Consider the following 18,707-nt stretch of genomic DNA (forward strand, 5'->3'; position numbering starts at 1 on the left):
ATTTGCTATCATCTAATAAATTTTTTTTTGCTGTCAAATCTAAAACTGATAGCGATGTTTTCATACTCTTAATCTGTTCATTTGCAGTAGTTAAAGGATATCAACCATGTTGGAAAATGACATCAGACTTGCCGTAAAAATCGCACTTGAGGAAGACTTAGGTTATCAAAATGGCACCACTTCAAATAAAGGTGAACCTCTCGATAAAGCATCGGCTGATATTACCGCACAATTAATTTCGGCAGATAAATATGCTCAAGCTAGCTTAATCACCCGTGAAGAAGGAGTATTTTGTGGGAAAGCATGGGCAGAACAAGTGTTTAACCAGCTAGGCGGTGATGTGGCTTTGCATTGGCATGTTGACGACGGTGATCTATTAGTCGCTAATCAGGTTCTTTGTGAATTTTCAGGTCCTGCTCGAACCATACTGACTGGTGAGCGCACAGCAATGAATTTTATACAAACTCTGTCTGGCGTTGCTACGTGCACTAAACACTACAACGACAAGATTGCCCATACTCACACTACACTTCTCGATACAAGAAAAACAATTCCCGGATTAAGAAGTGCCCAAAAATACGCCGTCACTTGTGGTGGCGGGAAAAACCATCGGATCGGTCTATTTGATGCTTTCCTTATCAAGGAAAATCACATTATGGCCTGCGGCGGAATGACTCAAGCGATTTCCAAAGCGCGAGCGCTACACCCAGACAAACTAGTTGAAGTGGAAGTGGAGAGCATATTAGAGCTTCAACAAGCATTAGAAGCGGGCTCAGATATCATCATGCTAGACAACTTCGATGTCACTATGATGATTGAAGCGGTCGAGTTGAACCAACGTTTACCTGATAGTCAACAAGCTAAACTCGAAGTCTCCGGAAATGTCACCCTTGAAACCATTGGCAGCTTTGCAAAGACAGGTGTCGACTATATCTCTGTTGGCGCGCTAACAAAGCACGTTCAAGCACTAGACTTATCTCTTCGATTTAAGAGTTAACATTCATGAATATCGCTAAGCCTGTAACAAAACTCACAGGCTTACCCTTCCTTTAGCCCACTATTTATTATCTGTATTTATCAACATACAACACCCTACCCCGACGTCAAAATTAAGTCATTAACACAACATAAATAATATTTTATGTTGGACAACATTTCATTCTGGCCAACCTTGTACTAACTTTTTATCTAGGTAAAAAAGCCATATCGGTGATTTTACTCTTAAGCACGTATTAAGTAGGCACCTAACCTCTCTATATTAATATCGCTATCAATATAAAGCTGGAAATAACATCAAGGTGCTTTACCTGAACAAAATGACGCACTACTAAAGCCAAAAGTCGCAGTTACGACTTCACGTGTAACCAACATAAACATTTAGCATATGGCCATAAAACAACGACACGTTAACAAAAAACACATTAATATATTTAGTAACCAACTCACCTCTGGCAAGCTCATGGTCAAGGTGAATTCAGGGGGGAATCTGCTAACACGGCAGCAACCTAGCTAAATGTCCTATACTAATATGTACACGTTAAGATTCGATGTTTGTCAGCGGAGAGCGTAAATGAAAAGTTTCACATTAAATAATACTAAGGGTTTCACCCTAATTGAATTAATGATTGTTGTTGCAATCATCGGTATTCTCGCCGCGGTAGCACTACCAGCGTATCGAGATTACACCGGCTCAGCCCACGGCGGGGCTGCCATGAAAGGGCTGGGTGCATTTACGTCAAAAGCGGTGACTTGTGTGCAATCAGGTGTTGCATGCGCCTCAATTGCAAGTGATATCACAACTGTAACAGCCCTCAGTTCAACCGCGACATTTGCTGAAGGCGTAGGTGGTAGCATTACCTTTGATGAAGGTAGCTGCGCGGTTACAGCTGCAATACTGGCTACTGGTGCTGTATCCTTCACCGCTGCGACTTCTGGATCTGGTGCGACTACAGTTCAATGTCAAGATGGTGCAGGTATATAAATCAAATGATTTACTTAGAAAAATATAGCTGGGATTATTCCAGCTATATTATTTAGGTGCGAAGATTAAATAAAATGCTAAAACGGGATGTATTAAATGCCGACAGCAGGACTTCATTTAGGTCTATCCACATTTTTTATTCGTCAAAATCTACTAACAGAAGAGCAGATAGCATCAGCTATCGCTAAATCTAATCAAGGGAAGCAACCTCTAGTCTCTGCCATCATTTCAGAAAAACTTCTCTCAGCCCGTGAAATTGCCGAACTCTGCTATGAGGAATACGGCACGCCACTTTTAGATTTAGATGAATTTGATATTGCCAGTATTCCTGAAGATTTTCTCAACAAAAAATTGATCGAGAAACATAAATGCTTACCTTTATTTAAACGCGGCCCTCGACTTTACATTGGCACCTCTGATCCCACCAATATTACTGCCTTAGAAGACTTTCAGTTCAGTGCAGGTATGCATGCTGAAGCCATTTTAGTCGAAGATGATAAGCTGACACATGCATTAGAAAAGGTGCTAGAAGAAGATATTTCAGCACTCGATTTAGAAGGTATAGATGAAAATGCTTTAGCAGGGATCGAGGTCGAGGACACTAGCAAACGAGATGATAATCAAGCCGGTGAAGGCAGTGATGATGCGCCTATAGTGATCTATATTAATAAAATTCTGACCGATGCAATCCGTAAAGGTGCGTCAGATCTTCATTTTGAACCTTATGAGAAGCGCTATCGCATACGTTTTCGGGTCGATGGTATCTTACACGAGGTATCTGAGCCTCCAATTAACTTATCAGGACGGATCTCAGCGCGATTAAAAGTCATGTCTAAACTAGATATCGCCGAGCGCCGAGTCCCTCAAGACGGCCGCATCAAGATGAAACTCTCACGGACTAAATCTATCGATTTTCGTGTTAGTACTTTACCCACTATTTGGGGTGAAAAAATAGTGATGCGTATTCTCGACTCCTCATCTGCTCAATTGGGGATCGAAAAACTAGGCTACGAAGATGAACAACGTAAGCTCTACGAGGAAATGCTCGCCAAACCCCAAGGCATGATACTCGTGACGGGCCCCACGGGGTCAGGTAAAACCGTGTCCTTGTATACTGGGCTCAATATTCTCAATACCGAAGAACGTAATATATCCACAGCAGAAGATCCGGTAGAAATAAACCTAGAAGGTGTCAATCAAGTTCACATCAACCTGAAAGCAGGACTGACATTCCCTGCTGCACTGAGATCTTTTTTACGCCAAGATCCTGATGTGGTCATGGTGGGTGAAATTAGAGATTTAGAAACCGCTGAAATCGCCATTAAAGCGGCTCAAACAGGCCATTTAGTCTTATCAACCCTACATACAAATTCAGCTGCAGAAACACTCACTCGTCTTATTAACATGGGAGTACCCGGATATAACATTGCCAGCTCGGTAAACCTCATCATTGCCCAACGGCTCGCACGCCGCCTCTGCCCTGAGTGCAAACAAACAGAAGATGTCCCCAAACATGAATTAACAAAGCTCGGATTTTCTCAAGTTAATATTGATGAAGGGATCACCACCTATAAACCTATGGGGTGTGAGTTATGCTCTGGTGGTTATAAAGGACGCGTCGGTATCTATGAAGTCATGAAAATGTCGGATGAAATAGCCAGAACGATTATGGAAGGAGGCAACTCTTTACAAATAGCCACCCAAGCAAAAGAACAAGGGATGAAAGATCTGCGCAGCTCTGGTTTACTAAAAGTTATCCAAGGTGTCACTAGCATTGCTGAGATCAACCGTGTCACCAGTTTTGAGACATAATTCTAATCGAGCTTCCTCTAAACAGAAGCAACAAAGGAAAATAGCATGGCCACGGTAATAGCGACTAAGAAGTCAAAAAAAATAAAATCAGCTGTTAAAGCCCAACCTAAAATTTATACCTTCGAATGGAAAGGACTCAACCGTGATGGCAAGAAAACCTCTGGAGAACTTCGAGGAGAAAATGCTGCGGTAATAAAAAATCAATTAAAATCTCAAGGAGTCAGCCCTAAGTCTGTTAAGAAAAAAGCCGTCTCATTACTCAAATTCGGCGAACCTAAAGTCACAGCAATGGACATTGCTATGGTTACCCGACAAATCGCAACCATGCTCCAAGCAGGTGTGCCATTGGTGACCACGATAGAAATGTTAGGCCGAGGCCATGAGAAAAATAAAATGCGGGAGTTATTAGGTACCATTTTAAGTGAAGTTGAATCAGGCATTCCACTCTCAAATGCACTGCGATCCCATAGACAATTCTTCGATGATCTCTATGTAGATTTGGTGGCTGCAGGTGAGCATTCTGGTTCTCTCGACGCTGTCTTTGAACGTGTCGCAATGTATAAAGAAAAAGCAGAAGCACTCAAATCTAAAATTAAAAAAGCCATGTTTTATCCAGCTGCTGTGGTGATTGTTGCCGTGGGTGTGACGACGTTATTATTACTTTTTGTTGTTCCTCAATTTCAGGATATATTCGCAGGTTTTGGAGCAGAGCTACCTGCATTTACACAGCTTGTTATTAATATTTCCGAAGGCTTACAATCATCTTGGTATATTTTTGCTGTTGCTATTATTATTAGCGTCTTTCTCTTTCGGCGCGCTCACCTTCACTCTCAATCCTTTAGAGATAGAGTCGATGCATTTGTCCTAAAAATACCCGCAATTGGCCCAATCCTTCATAAAGCTGCCATGGCTAGATTTGCCAGAACGCTAGCGACCACTTTTGCAGCAGGGGTACCTCTTATTGATGGATTAGAGTCATCGGCTGGGGCTTCTGGTAACGCTATCTATAGAAACGCACTACTGAAAGTTAAATCAGAAGTGACCTCTGGCATGCAGATGAACGTCGCGATGAGAACAACTGGCCTCTTCCCCGATATGCTAATCCAGATGGTGATGATAGGTGAGGAGTCTGGCTCTCTCGATAATATGCTGAATAAAGTCGCTAACATTTATGAAATGCAGGTCGATGATGCCGTCGACGGTCTATCGAGTCTAATAGAACCCATAATGATGGTGGTCATTGGCACCTTAGTCGGTGGATTAATTGTCGCCATGTATCTGCCTATCTTCCAAATGGGTAAGATCATCAGTTAGAATACTGATTCAGTCATATCAATGAAGAAACTAGGAAGTCATGTCGGAATTTATCTCAACTATGAGCCATAACATGTGGCTATTTGCCATTATCAGCTTTATCTTTGCAGCCATTATTGGCAGCTTTCTCAATGTTGTGATCCATCGTTTACCCGTCATGATGAAACGAGAATGGCAACAAGAGTGCAATCACTATTTAGATGAATACCATAAAGATATTATTAGTCCAATTATGCCAAAACTAGAGCAAGCAATAGACGGTTATCCAGAAAAGTATAACATCGTCATTCCATACTCTAGCTGCCCTACATGTCACACTCACATTAAACCTTGGCATAATATCCCTATATTAGGTTGGCTCATTCTCAAAGGAAAATGCGCCGCATGTCACACCCATATTTCAGCACGATATCCCATCATTGAATTATTGTCTGGACTTGTGATTTCCTTTCTTGCACTCCATTTCGGTCCAACCATTGAATTCGCTTTATCAGCAACGTTGACATTTGGCTTAATTATACTGACTGGTATCGATCTTGATGAAATGCTCCTTCCTGATCAAATCACTCTCCCGTTACTCTGGCTTGGATTAATCATCAACGTAAATCATGTATTTTCAAGTCCAATGGATGCTGTTATTGGCGCAGCCGCAGGCTATATCAGTCTATGGAGCGTATTTTGGGCCTTTAAATTATTAACAGGTAAAGAAGGAATGGGACATGGCGATTTTAAACTTTTAGCCGTTTTTGGTGCTTGGCTTGGCTGGCAAATATTACCCATTATCGTATTACTGTCATCATTGGTCGGTGCTATTGTGGGCATTGGGCTAATTTTAACAAAAAAAATAACCCGTTCAAACCCCATTCCTTTTGGCCCTTATCTAGCAGTAGCAGGTTGGGTAGCCATGATATGGGGCACCAGTATCAATACTTGGTACCTCTCAATGTTTTAGCATACTATCACTAACTTTCCGGTTAATAGGTAAACGAAATATGGCAAATATAATAGTCGGATTAACTGGTGGAATTGGCAGTGGGAAAACAACGGTTGCAAATATATTCGCCGAGTTAGACATTGATCTCGTCGATGCTGATATTGTCGCACGTGAAGTTGTCGCTGTTGGCACTGAAGGTTTAGCGCGTATCGCTGAACACTTCGGAGACGAGATCCTAAACCCAGACGCAAGCTTAAACAGAGCTAAGTTAAGAGAACGTATTTTTTCAGAACCTGAAAATTTAAAGTGGTTAAATGCATTATTACATCCGATAATAAGAACTGAGATGTGCAGACAACTCGATAGCACCCATTCACCTTATAGTATTTTAATCGCTCCCTTGCTATTTGAGAATGGATTAGATAAGTTAGTGAGCAGAACAGTTTTGGTTGATATTTCACCAGAGCAACAACGAAATAGAACTGTATTGAGGGATTCTGTACCTGCACACCAAGTACAAAGTATTATTGACAGCCAAGCTTCAAGGAAAGATAAATTATCAAAAGCTGATGACATTATCGATAATAATGGAGATGAGTCAGCACTGAGAAGCAAAGTAATGGCATTGCATAATCACTATTTAACATTGTCCTAATTAACGCTTAATTGATATCATGACAGAACTGATTTATGAGCAACCTCTAAATGAGAAAACCAGAAACTTTCTTCGTTTAGACTATTTATCTCAGCAGCTACAAACCAATGTGGAACAGGATCATCAACACAGATGTTTCTATCCACTTTTCTCTCTGTGTGAATTAACTGAACGTTGTGATTATCGCGGTGAAGTTTTACAAGATCTTGAGAAACAGATAGCAATTCTCTTTCACTGGCAAACTCTTCCTCATATAGACAAACAACAAATCGACGCTTATTTAACGCGCCTAATCACAGCCAAAGAACAGCTTCAAGCTTGTGAGCGACCTGGAGCAAAGCTAAAACAGGATCGCTTCTTAACAGCATTAAGACAAAGATTCAATATGCCAGGAGCATGCTGTAATTTCGATCTTCCTCAGCTTCACTATTGGCTAGCCAAACCTTGGCATATACGGCAGCAAGAGTACTTACTCTGGGTCGATGATTTGAACACTCTATTAACTCCGATTAAAATACTACTTGAGTTAACAAGGCAAGCAACTCAATATTATGACACAATTGCTCAAGCAGGCTTTTTTCAAGGCAATAGCAATCAAGCGCTCTCAATGGTCCGTGTCAAAATAGATTCAGGACAAGGTTGCTACCCGACCATTAGTGGCCACAAAAATCGCTTTGCGATACACTTTGTTCAATTTGAACAGCAAAAACATTCAGATCAAACAATCCAATTCCAATTAGCCACCTGCACTTAAAACCAATATTATTAGTCATTCTTCAAACCCCTTGGTGGTACACTGACACTAAAATACCTAATTGAGCTTTCCATGCCTACACACGTAAAGTGCCCAACCTGCCAGAAAGATGTACTCTGGAATACCGAAGCGACATTCAAACCTTTTTGCTCTGAACGCTGTAAACTAATTGATCTTGGGGACTGGGCATCTGAAAAACATGCTATCCCTGTCAAATCTGAATTCGATATTGATGAACTCGATAATCTAGGTTATGACGAAAGTAATTTCTTCAAAGAGGATTAACCCTATGCCCGAATTAGTCAAAAAAAGAGTGCATGTTGCAGTGGGCGTTATTATGAATAACAACCAAGATATTTTACTCGCGAAACGTCCTGATACGCTTCATCAAGGTGGTAAATGGGAGTTTCCTGGCGGCAAAGTAGAGCAAGGTGAAACGGTTACTGAAGCACTTAAAAGAGAACTAAAAGAAGAGGTCAATTTAACGCTAACCTCAAGCACTCCATTTATGGAGATAAGCCACGATTACCCTGATAAACAAGTGTTACTTGATATTCAACTGGTTAATCAGTTCGAAGGGGAAGCCACAGGCTTAGAAAATCAGCAGATCCGCTGGGTGACGAAAGCAGATTTAGTCAATTATGAGTTTCCGGAAGCAAATCACGCGATCCTTGAGAAAATTTTAGTTCATGCATTTTAACATTCAACATTAACACTAAGCTGGCGCTATTTCATCAATGAGCTTTAATCATTAACGAAACATATAGTCCTCTATTTTAATGTCATTAACTACCAGTCATTAACCACTGGTAGTTAATATCATAATTTGATCATCGAATTAAGAACAACAATCTTTACGCCACCAATTTTTCGGAAGCTTTTCAAGTAGCACTTTACCCATCAATATCATCAGCACAACACCTGATGTATATACTATGCTACTGGGTAACAGATTATGCTGCTCACCTATCTGCGGCATCACTTCAAAACCAAATGTGTCGACTAAATAATTCACCAAGACACCCGAAACCAATGCCACCCCCAGTACGCCACCTAAATAACCCAAAAGAGCACGCTTACCCAGCTCCTTAGCCACCACGCCTAAAGTTGCAATATTGGTAGCAGGACCAGCCAGCATAAATACCAATACAGCACCTGGCGATACACCAGCGAGTAATAACCCTGCTGCAATAGGAGTCGATGCAGTCGCGCAGATATACATAGGAATAGAAATCAACACCATCACTAACATGGCTAAGATCCCGTCTCCCCATTTAGCCATGAAATCAGCGGGAACATAAGTCTGCACCAAAGCCGCAAAAAATAAACCGACCAATAACCAAATCGTGGTGTCTCGAACCAAATCTGTAGCAGCATAATGCAAACCTTTACCGATACGGTTTATCACTGAAGTCCCTTTAAACTCGGTCGCAACATCCTTAGTCGACTCACAACAAGATTCACTTTCAGCATGTTCATCAGCGCCTTGCCCATCTTTTGTTCGATTATCTGAAGCAGACTGAACAACGTCATTTTTAACCTGACTGCTGCTACAACAAGAACTTGCTTTCTCAGGTGCTGTGTTAACTGTAGCTTTTATCTTCTTACTGCTACAGCATGATGACGATGGCTGGCTGGAGTCTGTCTTTATTGGCGCCTCCGGATCATCACGTCCAACTAATAATCCAGCAACGATAGCACTAGCAACCGCTGCAATAGGCCTCACAATCGCCATAAATGGACCCAATAATACATAAGATACAGTCACTGAATCGACTCCTGTTTCAGGCGTTGATACCAAAAATGAAGTCGTCGCAGCTTTTGAAGCGCCTGAACGCCTTAAGCCAACCGCTGCAGGAATAACCCCGCATGAACATAATGGTAAAGGTGCACCTAATACAGCAGCCTTAACTATGGTCTTAAAACCACTGCCACCCAGTTGTTTCTCCATCCAAGCCATAGGGACAAACATTTTCAACATGCCCGCTAGGACTAACCCTAACAGCAGCCAAGGCGCTGAATCTAAAAATAAGTCTATAAAATTGGTAAATAACATCATGACCCCTTGCTCTGACAATTTTTTGTATACTGTAGCTCATCATGTTGATGCGCCTTATTTTCACACTTTATGCTATCTGTATTTGACTCTAACGCTTCTAAAATGGAGCAATGTTCAGCACTTTCAGGCCCTCCACAACATGCATCTGATAGCCGTTGCAATGACATTTTAAAATAATTTAGCTCAGAAATTTTTTCATTCACTTGCGTCAGCTTAACGTCCACAAGCCCCTTAACATCAGCGCAAGCCCAATTAGATTTATCCAGCTCAATAGACAGCAGTTCAGCAATTTCAGCCAAGGTAAAACCGACGGCTTTGGCTCTTAATATAAAACGTAAGCGCTCTGCATCCTTTTCATTATACAAACGATAACCTGCATCGCTACGTGACGATGGTGCCAGCAAACCATGTTTTTCATAAAATCTTAATGTGTCAGCTTTCACTTCAGATTGCTTAGCCAGCTCGCCAATTCTATACATCTATGCAGCCCTTACCTATGCTCGTAATGAGTCTTGTGTATAATAGAGTATAAACCTTAGAGTTAAATCTAAGGTCAAGGGATTTTAAGCATAATAAATATGGACCCATCATTTTTTCTATCAACGACATTGAACCATGGCTTGAAAAACAACCAAAGCCAGCCGCAAGGCTGACAATATAGTCTTTGTTCGCTCAGGCGTATTGTGATATCACATATAAAAAAAAAGCCTAAAGATTCATTATGCGTTAAAATACGCGCGCCAAACTTAAAAGTCACACGAACAAAAAGCGAGCATCAGGAACCTTTGGAAAACAGATTCTAGTATGACCAATACTGCATAACTCTGTTTTCCGAAAGCTCCTTAAAATAACTACTGGATACTGTACCCAAAATGAATAATGCCAGACCCATTCGTCGCGCTCTACTGAGTGTTTCAGATAAAACCGGGATCCTTGAGTTCGCCAAATCTCTACATGCTCAAGGCGTAGAACTTCTTTCTACAGGTGGTACCGCACGCCTTTTAGCGGATAATGGTGTACCTGTCATTGAAGTATCAGATCATACTGGACACCCTGAGATTATGGATGGCCGTGTTAAGACTCTTCACCCTAAAGTACATGGAGGGATTTTAGCACGTCGCGGTATCGATGAGCTTGTCATGGAACAAAACAATATCAAACCAATCGACTTAGTGGCGGTCAATCTATATCCATTTGCAGCAACCGTCGCTAAAGAAGGTTGCACCTTAGCTGATGCCATCGAGAATATCGACATCGGCGGCCCTACTATGGTTCGTTCAACCGCGAAGAACCACAAAGACACCACTATCATAGTGAACGTTAACGATTATGCACGCGTCATCGAAGAGATGAATGCGAATCAAGGTAGCACAACACTTGAAACACGTTTTGACTTAGCCATTGCAGCTTTTGAACACACAGCGGCCTATGATGGCATGATTGCAAATTACTTTGGTACTAAAGTCCCAGCCCACAGTAAAAATGAGTGCCACGAAAACTCTCAGTTCCCGCGAACTTACAACACTCAACTCGTCAAAAAGCAAGACTTACGTTATGGTGAAAACAGCCATCAGTCAGCCGCGTTTTATATTGACACAAACCTCGATGAAGCTTCTGTTGCCACTGCAGTTCAACTGCAAGGAAAAGCACTTTCTTACAATAATATCGCCGATACAGACTCTGCTCTCGAGTGTGTTAAAGAATTCAATGAGCCTGCATGTGTTATCGTAAAGCATGCAAATCCTTGTGGCGTGGCAACAGGATCGGACCTTCTTGTTGCCTATAACCGTGCTTTCCAAACAGACCCAACATCAGCTTTCGGTGGTATTATTGCCTTTAATGGTGAACTCGATGCCGCTACCGCAAGTGCAATCGTTGAACGTCAGTTTGTTGAAGTGATTATCGCTCCCAAAGTAAGCCAAGCCGCTCGTGATATTATCGCAACTAAAGCCAATGTGCGTTTACTCGAGTGTGGGCAGTGGAACACAAAAACCACCAGCCTAGATTACAAACGTGTAAACGGTGGCTTATTACTTCAAGATAGAGATCAAGGTATGGTCAACGTCAATGATGTAACTATTGTCTCCAAACGCCAACCTACAGCCGCTGAAATGACAGATCTTATCTTTTGTTGGAAAGTGGCTAAATTCGTTAAATCTAACGCCATTGTTTATGCTAAAAATAGCATGACTATCGGTGTTGGTGCAGGCCAAATGAGTCGAGTATACAGCGCAAAGGTTGCCGGCATAAAAGCAACTGATGAAGGACTTGAAGTGCAAGATTCTGTGATGGCATCTGACGCATTTTTCCCATTCCGTGATGGTATCGATGCTGCTGCCGCTGCTGGAATTAGCTGTATTATTCAGCCTGGTGGTTCGATTCGTGATGAAGAAATCATTGCAGCAGCGGATGAGCACGGCATGGCCATGGTATTTACTGGTATGCGCCATTTCCGTCATTAATACCAGTACTCCCGGTGATCGTAATAAGAGAACACAATAAACTTATTTCCGAAATATAAGAAAAAGTTTAATTCAACATTTAACCCTTAATATTATTAAGGGTTTTGCCATTTTTAAAGAGAGATATTTAGCTATGAATGTACTTATTATTGGTGGTGGCGGTCGTGAACATGCATTAGCATGGAAAGCAGCACAATCAGAAAAAGTCGAAAAAGTCTTTGTAGCACCCGGAAATGCGGGGACTGAACTTGAGCCTAAATTGGAAAATATCGCGATTAATGTCGAGGATATCACCTCTCTGGTCGCCTTCGCGGAGCAATCTAACATTGAAATCACCATCGTCGGCCCTGAAGTACCATTAGCCCTCGGTGTTGTCGATGCTTTCCATGAAGCTGGGTTACCCATTTTTGGTCCTACGCAAGGGGCTGCTCAACTGGAATCATCTAAAGCTTTCACCAAAGATTTCTTAGCGCGCCATCATATCCCAACTGCAGCATATTCAAATTTCACTGAAATTGACTCTGCTAAAGCCTACATCATAGAAATGACTGAGGTGACGGGTTTCCCTATTGTCATTAAAGCCGATGGTTTAGCTGCGGGTAAAGGTGTCATCATCGCAGCAGATCAAGCTCAAGCCGATGCGGCAGTGGAAGACATGTTAGCTGGCAATAAATTTGGCGAAGCTGGTTCACGTGTCGTCATCGAAGAGTTTCTAAAAGGTGAAGAAGCCAGCTTTATCGTAATGGTAGATGGTAAAAATATTCTCGCTATGGCCACCAGCCAAGATCATAAAGCTCGAGATAATGGTGATAATGGTCCTAACACTGGTGGCATGGGCGCCTACTCACCAGCCCCCGTCGTGACTCAAGCCGTACATGATTGGACAATCAATAACGTGATCCGTCCAACTGTTGATGGAATGGCTGCCGAAGGTAATGTTTATACCGGTTTTCTCTATGCAGGTCTAATGATTGCTCCTGACGGCAGTGCTAAAGTGCTGGAATACAATTGCCGCTTCGGCGATCCCGAAACGCAGCCCATTATGATGCGACTTCAATCTGACATTGTAGAGCTGTGCCTTGCTGCCACTCGTGGTGAACTCAATAATGTCACAGCGCAATTCGATAGCCGAGCAGCTGTCGGAGTGGTATTAGCCGCAGGAGGGTATCCTGAAGCCTATCGCAAGCACGATGTGATAGAGGGGGTAGATTTAGGAAATCATAACGCAAAAGTATTCCATGCAGGCACCACGATGAAAGAAGGTAAAGTCGTGACTAACGGAGGTCGTGTACTCTGTGCTACAGCCCTTGGTAATACTGTGACAGAAGCACAAAAGTCTGCTTACGAGCTGGTTGATAAAATCCATTGGGATGATGTGTATTTTCGTACCGATATCGCTTACAGAGCAATGTCACGAGAAAGTTAATGACATCCTTTAAGTTACCCCAAAAACCGGTCTTGACCGGTTTTTTTATGCCTAAATTTAAATACGAAACCCAATATCATATACCGACTCAATAAAATACATGCAAAAAAATATACGTTGCCTATACTTTTAGACTGTAACAACTTAAATTAAATGTTATTTACACTTAAAGCTGTAATTGGTTAATTTTAATAGGAATTAAAATGAAAAAGATATTATTAGTGCTATTATCAGCCTTCACTTTAATGATTAGCGCTGTCACTATCGCAGCAGATAAATCTCCAGAAACCATTGAAGGTGCGACCACAGTCGACACAGTAAAAGCCAAAGAATTATTTGATCAAAGTGTGTTATTCGTTGACATGCGTAGCAGTAAAGATTGGGATTCTGGCCGTATTCCTGATGCAGAATACTTAGAACTCAAAACAAAATTTACCGAAGCAAACCTTTCAGCAGAACTAGGTAAAGATGAGCCTGTGGTCATGTATTGCAATGGCCATAATTGCTTACGCAGCTCTAAAGCAGCAGCACAGGCCGTTAGCTGGGGGTTTACGAAAGTTTATTACTATCGTGATGGATATCCTGCATGGAAAGCCGCTGGTTACCCAACTGAATAACCCTCATATATCCATCAAATAAAGGCAAACAACATGACACTCAGATTTCGTATGACCTTAGTGTCAATTGTATCTACTCTACTGGTTGCGCTATCACTTGCTTTCATTAATTACATGTCTCAAGCGCAAATAGAACAACGATTTAAATCTGCTATCAATACTGGACAAGCAGTGCTGTGGAAAAAAATAGTGGCGAGTAATGTCGACAGCATGTCTACTGGCTCTAGTGGTCTAACAAGAGATAGTGCCACTCGTAAAGCCATTAAAAAGGGCAATATAAAATCCTTGCAAGAGAATGTTAACACTACCTATAATTTGCTTCAAGCTCAGCATATTCTAACCAAATTACAGATAACTGATTTAGATGCAAATATTTTAGCTTCCTTACCTAATGTTCAAACAGGTAATACACAAAAGCAGCTAGTTAAAGACGCTATCGAGGAAGGTAAAATAAAAGGAGGTGTTGAAGTTGATGATAATGGAGATCTTATTATCTCATTTTCATTTCCGCTTTACATGCGGGGCAAAACAATCGGTGCAGCTATTTTTGGAAAATCTCTCAATGATGCATTAGATGATTTCAAACGTAATATTAATGCTGATGTTGCCGTATATAATACAGCGGGGGACTCGATTTATTCCAGTGACGCCACTTTGTTTAAAGACATTGATCTCGTTCGCCCTTTATTAACTGAAAGTGATGTTATTGTATTAAAACATAACGGTATTGTTTATTCTGTCGCTATGCAACCTATCTATGATGCATTCAATAAGCCTGTCGCACAGATCGTTAGCATGAAAGATTATACCCAAAGCTATGAAGCACAAAAACAATTTGAATTCGTGTCATACTTTTCGGTATTTATCGTTATTTGCTCTGCAGTGATTGCATTATATTTTTACATGAACCACTCTCTAAAGCCCCTAGAAAACTTAGTCGTGTCATTAAATCACATTGCGCTTGGCCAATTAAGCGAAGATATTGATATTACATCTAACGATGAATTAGGTCAGTTGCAACAAGCAATGCAAGCCATGGTTGTACAATTACGCAGCATGATGCAAGAAATTAATGGCGTCACGAATATGTTATACAAGTCAGCTCACGAAATGGCTGAAATTACAGATGAAGCACAAAAAAGCACCCTAAAACAACAAGCCGAAACAGACATTGTCGCAGCAGCAATGAATGAAATGACCTCGAATGTACAAAATGTCGCAGAAAATGCAACCAATGCGGCAAAAGCAGCCATAGACGCTAATTCCGAAACCAATTCAGGCAGAGAAGTCGTCAGTGGAACAATCTTGTTAATTAATGATTTAGCATCTGAAATAGCTAAAGCTGCTAATGTCGTTAATCGCTTAGAAGAAGCAAGTAACGACATTGGTAGTGTTCTCGATGTCATAAAAAGCATTGCAGAACAGACAAACTTATTGGCACTCAATGCAGCGATTGAAGCAGCGAGAGCTGGTGAGCAAGGGCGAGGTTTTGCCGTTGTTGCTGATGAAGTGCGAACTTTAGCCAGTCGCACTCAAAACTCAACACAAGAGATCAATAATATGATTGAAACATTTAGGCAACACGTATCTGAAGCTGTCACTGTGATGAAAAAAAGCCAAGATCAAGCCAGCATGAGTGTCGAAAAAGTCACAAAAGCTGGTACGTCGTTAGACTTAATTAGCTCATCTATCACTACCATTAATGAAATGAATGTTAATATTGCTAATTCTACTGAAGAACAAAGTGTCGTCACTAAAGAAGTTAATAGTAATATCATGAATATTACAGATTATGCTCATCATGCAGCAACAGCGGCAAAATCAATTAATGAAGCTTGCGGTGAGCTTAATCAACTTGCAAACGACCTACAAGATCGTATTAGTCATTTCAAATTATAATTCTGTATCTTATTGCATACCTGCTTGTCATATACTGCTTATTTAATAAAATAATTAAATTATTAATCCCAAACAAAATAGCCAAAACCATCAACGAAATAGACATAAGTGCTAATTATCGCAAGATTGTTCATAAATATCACTTATAATGATTCAATTACCCAATTAAAAATATTAGCGATATAAATTCAGTTAAGGATACTGAATGGACTCGCTTAAATAGGTCATTATGAAATACATGACTTTATCCATTAGGGCTTTTTTTCATCGTAAAAACGTGATGATTTCTGCACGGGGTTATTTTCGTCTTTATTCATTGGCTCCAGCTTAAATACCATTGGGATAAAGTTTAAGCTCTCTCTATTTTCTGACACTTTGTGGTCTTTAACAAAGAAAATGCTCGGCCCCTCTATTGGTGTTGCTGTCGCCTTCTCATTAAAATCTCCTCCATTACTCTTATTTTCGTGTATTACGGCAGGAGCAGCAGGGGCCAAACTCGATGGCCTGAGGCGCTTTTATTGCTACAGTTTTCGCTACTGAATGTGGTAAATTAGATTTAAAATCGGTTCATAAAAATACTCAAAATCGAGATTGTAATAAAAGTAAAATGAAACATCGTTTATTAGCTAAGGAGGATATTGACTACTTATCACCTGAAGCATAAATAAATTTAATATTAGACCAGAATGTGGAATAACATGTGAACAGCCCTATTATTACTAGCATTTTAGATACCGATGCCTATAAGCTCCATATGCAGCAAGCTGTATGGCATTTTTACCCACACACCAAAGTTAAACTTGAATTCTACTGTCGAAATGAAGAAAACTTACAACCTTACATCACAAGAATAAGGCAAGAGATTGCCCAGTTAGCTTTACTTTCATTGACTGCTGACGAATTAGATTACTTAACAACATTAGAGGTATTTAAGGCAGATTATCTTATATATCTAACCCAATATCGTTTTAACCCTAAAGAAGTCAATATCTCTATAAAAAACAATAAATTAAATATTACTATTGAGGGATATTGGCATCAGGTTATTTTGTGGGAAATCCCACTCTTAGCTATTATCAGTGAGATTCGTAACCAATTTTTGTACCCCGACAAAGGGTTATCAGCTGCCGAGATTCAATTAGAACATAAAATAAAATTATTAACTGATAAAAAATTAACTGATTTTAAACTCATTGAGTTTGGTACTCGTCGACGTTTTTCAAAATCCTTACAAGAATACGTATTGCATGCATTGGCAACAAAGTTGCCTCAACACCTTGTTGGCACGAGTAATTACTGTCTAGCCAAGAAATATAATTTACCTCCTATCGGGACCCAAGCCCATGAATGGTTTCAAGGTCATCAAGCCTTATCAAACAAGCTAGAAAATAGTCAGAAAATGGCGCTCAATAATTGGCTCAAAGAATACCCTGATAAATTGGGGATCGCACTAACAGATTGCATCACCATGGACGCATTTTTACATGATTTCAACCTTGAGCTAGCACAAGCTTATACGGGATTACGTCAAGATTCTGGTGATCCATTTATTTGGGGTGAAAAAGCAATAAACCATTATCACAAGTTAGATATCGATCCTCGCGTTAAAATGCTGGTATTTTCAGATGGACTCGATATCACTAAAGCCATCGATATATTTACATATTTTGAGGGAAGAGCTCAAACCTGCTTTGGTATTGGGACCAATTTAACCTGTGATTTGCCTGGAGTAGAAGCCATGAATATAGTGATTAAACTGACCCAATGTAATAGCCAATCAGTGGCAAAAATATCAGACAGTCCAGGCAAAATAATCTGTCGAGATAAAGCCTATCTATCCCGATTAAAGCATGCATTTGAGGTTGCTTAGCATGATTCAAAAAATGAGAAAATTACATAAGCAGCTGATTAACAGTACTATAATTAAGTCGATAGTCTTTATCTGTCAATCCTGAGTATGCCGCTAGAAAACTTGCTGGACCGACACTAAATCTAGATACTCCAAGCTTAAACAAGCCATCGATACTAGATGCCGTTAAATCTTCCACCATAAAGTTCAACGGCATCCCAAGCTCTTCCGCTAAGTATGCAGCCATTTTATCTGAACTGATCCCCGGAATAAAACCACAATTTGCACCAGCAGCTTGATAACTGACTAAGCGCATCTTAGCCATAGAAAGAGCCACATCATTTTCTGCTATCTCGTGTAAAAAAACATCAGTGCGAGCATTAATAAATATACTGCTGCAGGAGGTCGATGAACGAATGGCTTTAATCTTGGCTATCAAGATTTCAGGTGACTCATCGCCATCTTCAATATTAATCCCAACAACCCCCAGTTTAACAAGTTCAGCCACCAAAGAGACCACCTCTGACGCATTACGGCTATAGCCGGTTTCTATATCGACAGTAACGGGCAGCACACTAATACGTATAATATTTTTCACCGCATGCAATAACATCTCTCGAGGAAGTGCTTCGCCATCAGGATAACCTAGTGACCAAGCGACCGCAGCACTACTGGTTGCCAGTGCCTTTGCACCAGACTGTTGCACCAACACAGCGCTGGCAGCATCCCAAACATTCACTAACAACAAGGGAACAGCTTGTGTATGTAACTCGGTAAAAGTGGTTAGGTAAGCTTTAAACATAATCGATGACTCCATTTATAAGTTCCAAGTACTTTAGCAATTGCTACCATTACTAACGCGCGAAAAACGGAACTGAATGTAAGATTTATATTCAAAGTGGCTTGCACCAAGATCACACACTTTCCCTACATTAATGAATCATA

The 18,707-nt window shown here is 40.7% G+C and carries 18 protein-coding genes; 15 read left to right on the forward strand and 3 right to left on the reverse strand.

Annotation, left to right across the window (positions count from 1 at the left end):
• The first annotated feature begins 106 nt into the window (after positions 1 to 106).
• The 9 genes from nadC to mutT all read left to right on the forward strand — a co-directional run bounded on the left by nadC (position 107) and on the right by mutT (position 8,150).
• Positions 107 to 997, forward strand: a complete 891-nt coding sequence (nadC, locus tag HQQ94_RS20385; protein WP_173296137.1) for a carboxylating nicotinate-nucleotide diphosphorylase — start codon at positions 107 to 109, stop codon at positions 995 to 997.
• A gap of 573 nt (positions 998 to 1,570) precedes the next feature.
• Entirely contained in the window at positions 1,571 to 1,981 is a 411-nt protein-coding gene (locus HQQ94_RS20390) for a type IV pilin protein (RefSeq protein WP_173296138.1), read from the forward strand.
• A 96-nt stretch (positions 1,982 to 2,077) separates the two neighbouring features.
• Entirely contained in the window at positions 2,078 to 3,793 is a 1,716-nt protein-coding gene (gene pilB, locus HQQ94_RS20395; RefSeq protein ID WP_173296139.1) for a type IV-A pilus assembly ATPase PilB, read from the forward strand.
• A gap of 45 nt (positions 3,794 to 3,838) precedes the next feature.
• Positions 3,839 to 5,107 (forward strand): type II secretion system F family protein, encoded by a 1,269-nt coding sequence (locus HQQ94_RS20400; protein WP_173296140.1) that lies wholly within the window; start codon positions 3,839 to 3,841, stop codon positions 5,105 to 5,107.
• A gap of 40 nt (positions 5,108 to 5,147) precedes the next feature.
• Entirely contained in the window at positions 5,148 to 6,059 is a 912-nt protein-coding gene (locus tag HQQ94_RS20405; protein WP_173296141.1) for an A24 family peptidase, read from the forward strand.
• 40 nt (positions 6,060 to 6,099) lie between these two features.
• On the forward strand, positions 6,100 to 6,696 hold the full coding sequence (gene coaE / locus HQQ94_RS20410; protein ID WP_173296142.1) for a dephospho-CoA kinase: 597 nt from the start codon (positions 6,100 to 6,102) through the stop codon (positions 6,694 to 6,696).
• 19 nt (positions 6,697 to 6,715) lie between these two features.
• On the forward strand, positions 6,716 to 7,450 hold the full coding sequence (gene zapD, locus HQQ94_RS20415; RefSeq protein WP_173296143.1) for a cell division protein ZapD: 735 nt from the start codon (positions 6,716 to 6,718) through the stop codon (positions 7,448 to 7,450).
• Positions 7,451 to 7,522: 72 nt separating this feature from the next.
• Positions 7,523 to 7,735, forward strand: coding sequence for a DNA gyrase inhibitor YacG (yacG, locus tag HQQ94_RS20420; RefSeq protein ID WP_173296144.1), 213 nt, complete (start codon positions 7,523 to 7,525; stop codon positions 7,733 to 7,735).
• Between the two features lie 4 nt (positions 7,736 to 7,739).
• Positions 7,740 to 8,150 carry an 8-oxo-dGTP diphosphatase MutT gene (mutT, locus tag HQQ94_RS20425; RefSeq protein ID WP_173296145.1) on the forward strand — a complete coding sequence of 137 codons (411 nt, stop codon included), beginning with the start codon at positions 7,740 to 7,742 and terminating at the stop codon, positions 8,148 to 8,150.
• 138 nt (positions 8,151 to 8,288) lie between these two features.
• Here the strand turns inward: mutT and HQQ94_RS20430 are convergent, their stop codons facing one another.
• On the reverse strand, positions 8,289 to 9,506 hold the full coding sequence (locus HQQ94_RS20430; protein ID WP_173296146.1) for an SO_0444 family Cu/Zn efflux transporter: 1,218 nt from the start codon (positions 9,504 to 9,506) through the stop codon (positions 8,289 to 8,291).
• Positions 9,506 to 9,988, reverse strand: a complete 483-nt coding sequence (gene zntR, locus HQQ94_RS20435) for a Zn(2+)-responsive transcriptional regulator (RefSeq protein ID WP_173296147.1) — start codon at positions 9,986 to 9,988, stop codon at positions 9,506 to 9,508. The genes HQQ94_RS20430 and zntR overlap by 1 nt, the downstream gene beginning before the upstream one ends.
• Positions 9,989 to 10,381: 393 nt before the next feature.
• Here zntR and purH point away from each other — a divergent pair, with 393 nt between their 5' ends.
• The 6 genes from purH to pncB all read left to right on the forward strand — a co-directional run bounded on the left by purH (position 10,382) and on the right by pncB (position 17,783).
• Entirely contained in the window at positions 10,382 to 11,971 is a 1,590-nt protein-coding gene (purH, locus tag HQQ94_RS20440) for a bifunctional phosphoribosylaminoimidazolecarboxamide formyltransferase/IMP cyclohydrolase (protein WP_173296148.1), read from the forward strand.
• 133 nt (positions 11,972 to 12,104) lie between these two features.
• Positions 12,105 to 13,397: a phosphoribosylamine--glycine ligase gene (gene purD, locus HQQ94_RS20445; RefSeq protein WP_173296149.1), complete on the forward strand. Its 1,293-nt coding sequence runs from the start codon at positions 12,105 to 12,107 to the stop codon at positions 13,395 to 13,397.
• Positions 13,398 to 13,600: 203 nt separating this feature from the next.
• Positions 13,601 to 14,014 carry a rhodanese-like domain-containing protein gene (locus HQQ94_RS20450; RefSeq protein WP_217274082.1) on the forward strand — a complete coding sequence of 138 codons (414 nt, stop codon included), beginning with the start codon at positions 13,601 to 13,603 and terminating at the stop codon, positions 14,012 to 14,014.
• A 33-nt stretch (positions 14,015 to 14,047) separates the two neighbouring features.
• The gene (locus tag HQQ94_RS20455; RefSeq protein WP_173296150.1) at positions 14,048 to 15,913 is read left to right on the forward strand and encodes a methyl-accepting chemotaxis protein; all 1,866 of its coding nucleotides are present in this window, start codon (positions 14,048 to 14,050) and stop codon (positions 15,911 to 15,913) included.
• A gap of 342 nt (positions 15,914 to 16,255) precedes the next feature.
• The gene (locus HQQ94_RS23160; RefSeq protein ID WP_375335725.1) at positions 16,256 to 16,453 is read left to right on the forward strand and encodes a hypothetical protein; all 198 of its coding nucleotides are present in this window, start codon (positions 16,256 to 16,258) and stop codon (positions 16,451 to 16,453) included.
• 160 nt (positions 16,454 to 16,613) lie between these two features.
• Positions 16,614 to 17,783, forward strand: coding sequence for a nicotinate phosphoribosyltransferase (pncB, locus tag HQQ94_RS20465; protein ID WP_173296151.1), 1,170 nt, complete (start codon positions 16,614 to 16,616; stop codon positions 17,781 to 17,783).
• Positions 17,784 to 17,805: 22 nt separating this feature from the next.
• Here the strand turns inward: pncB and HQQ94_RS20470 are convergent, their stop codons facing one another.
• Positions 17,806 to 18,564 (reverse strand): isocitrate lyase/phosphoenolpyruvate mutase family protein, encoded by a 759-nt coding sequence (locus tag HQQ94_RS20470; protein ID WP_173296152.1) that lies wholly within the window; start codon positions 18,562 to 18,564, stop codon positions 17,806 to 17,808.
• Positions 18,565 to 18,707 lie beyond the last annotated feature (143 nt).

The organism is Shewanella sp. VB17, from assembly GCF_013248905.1.
Classification (GTDB): Bacteria; Pseudomonadota; Gammaproteobacteria; order Enterobacterales; family Shewanellaceae; genus Shewanella.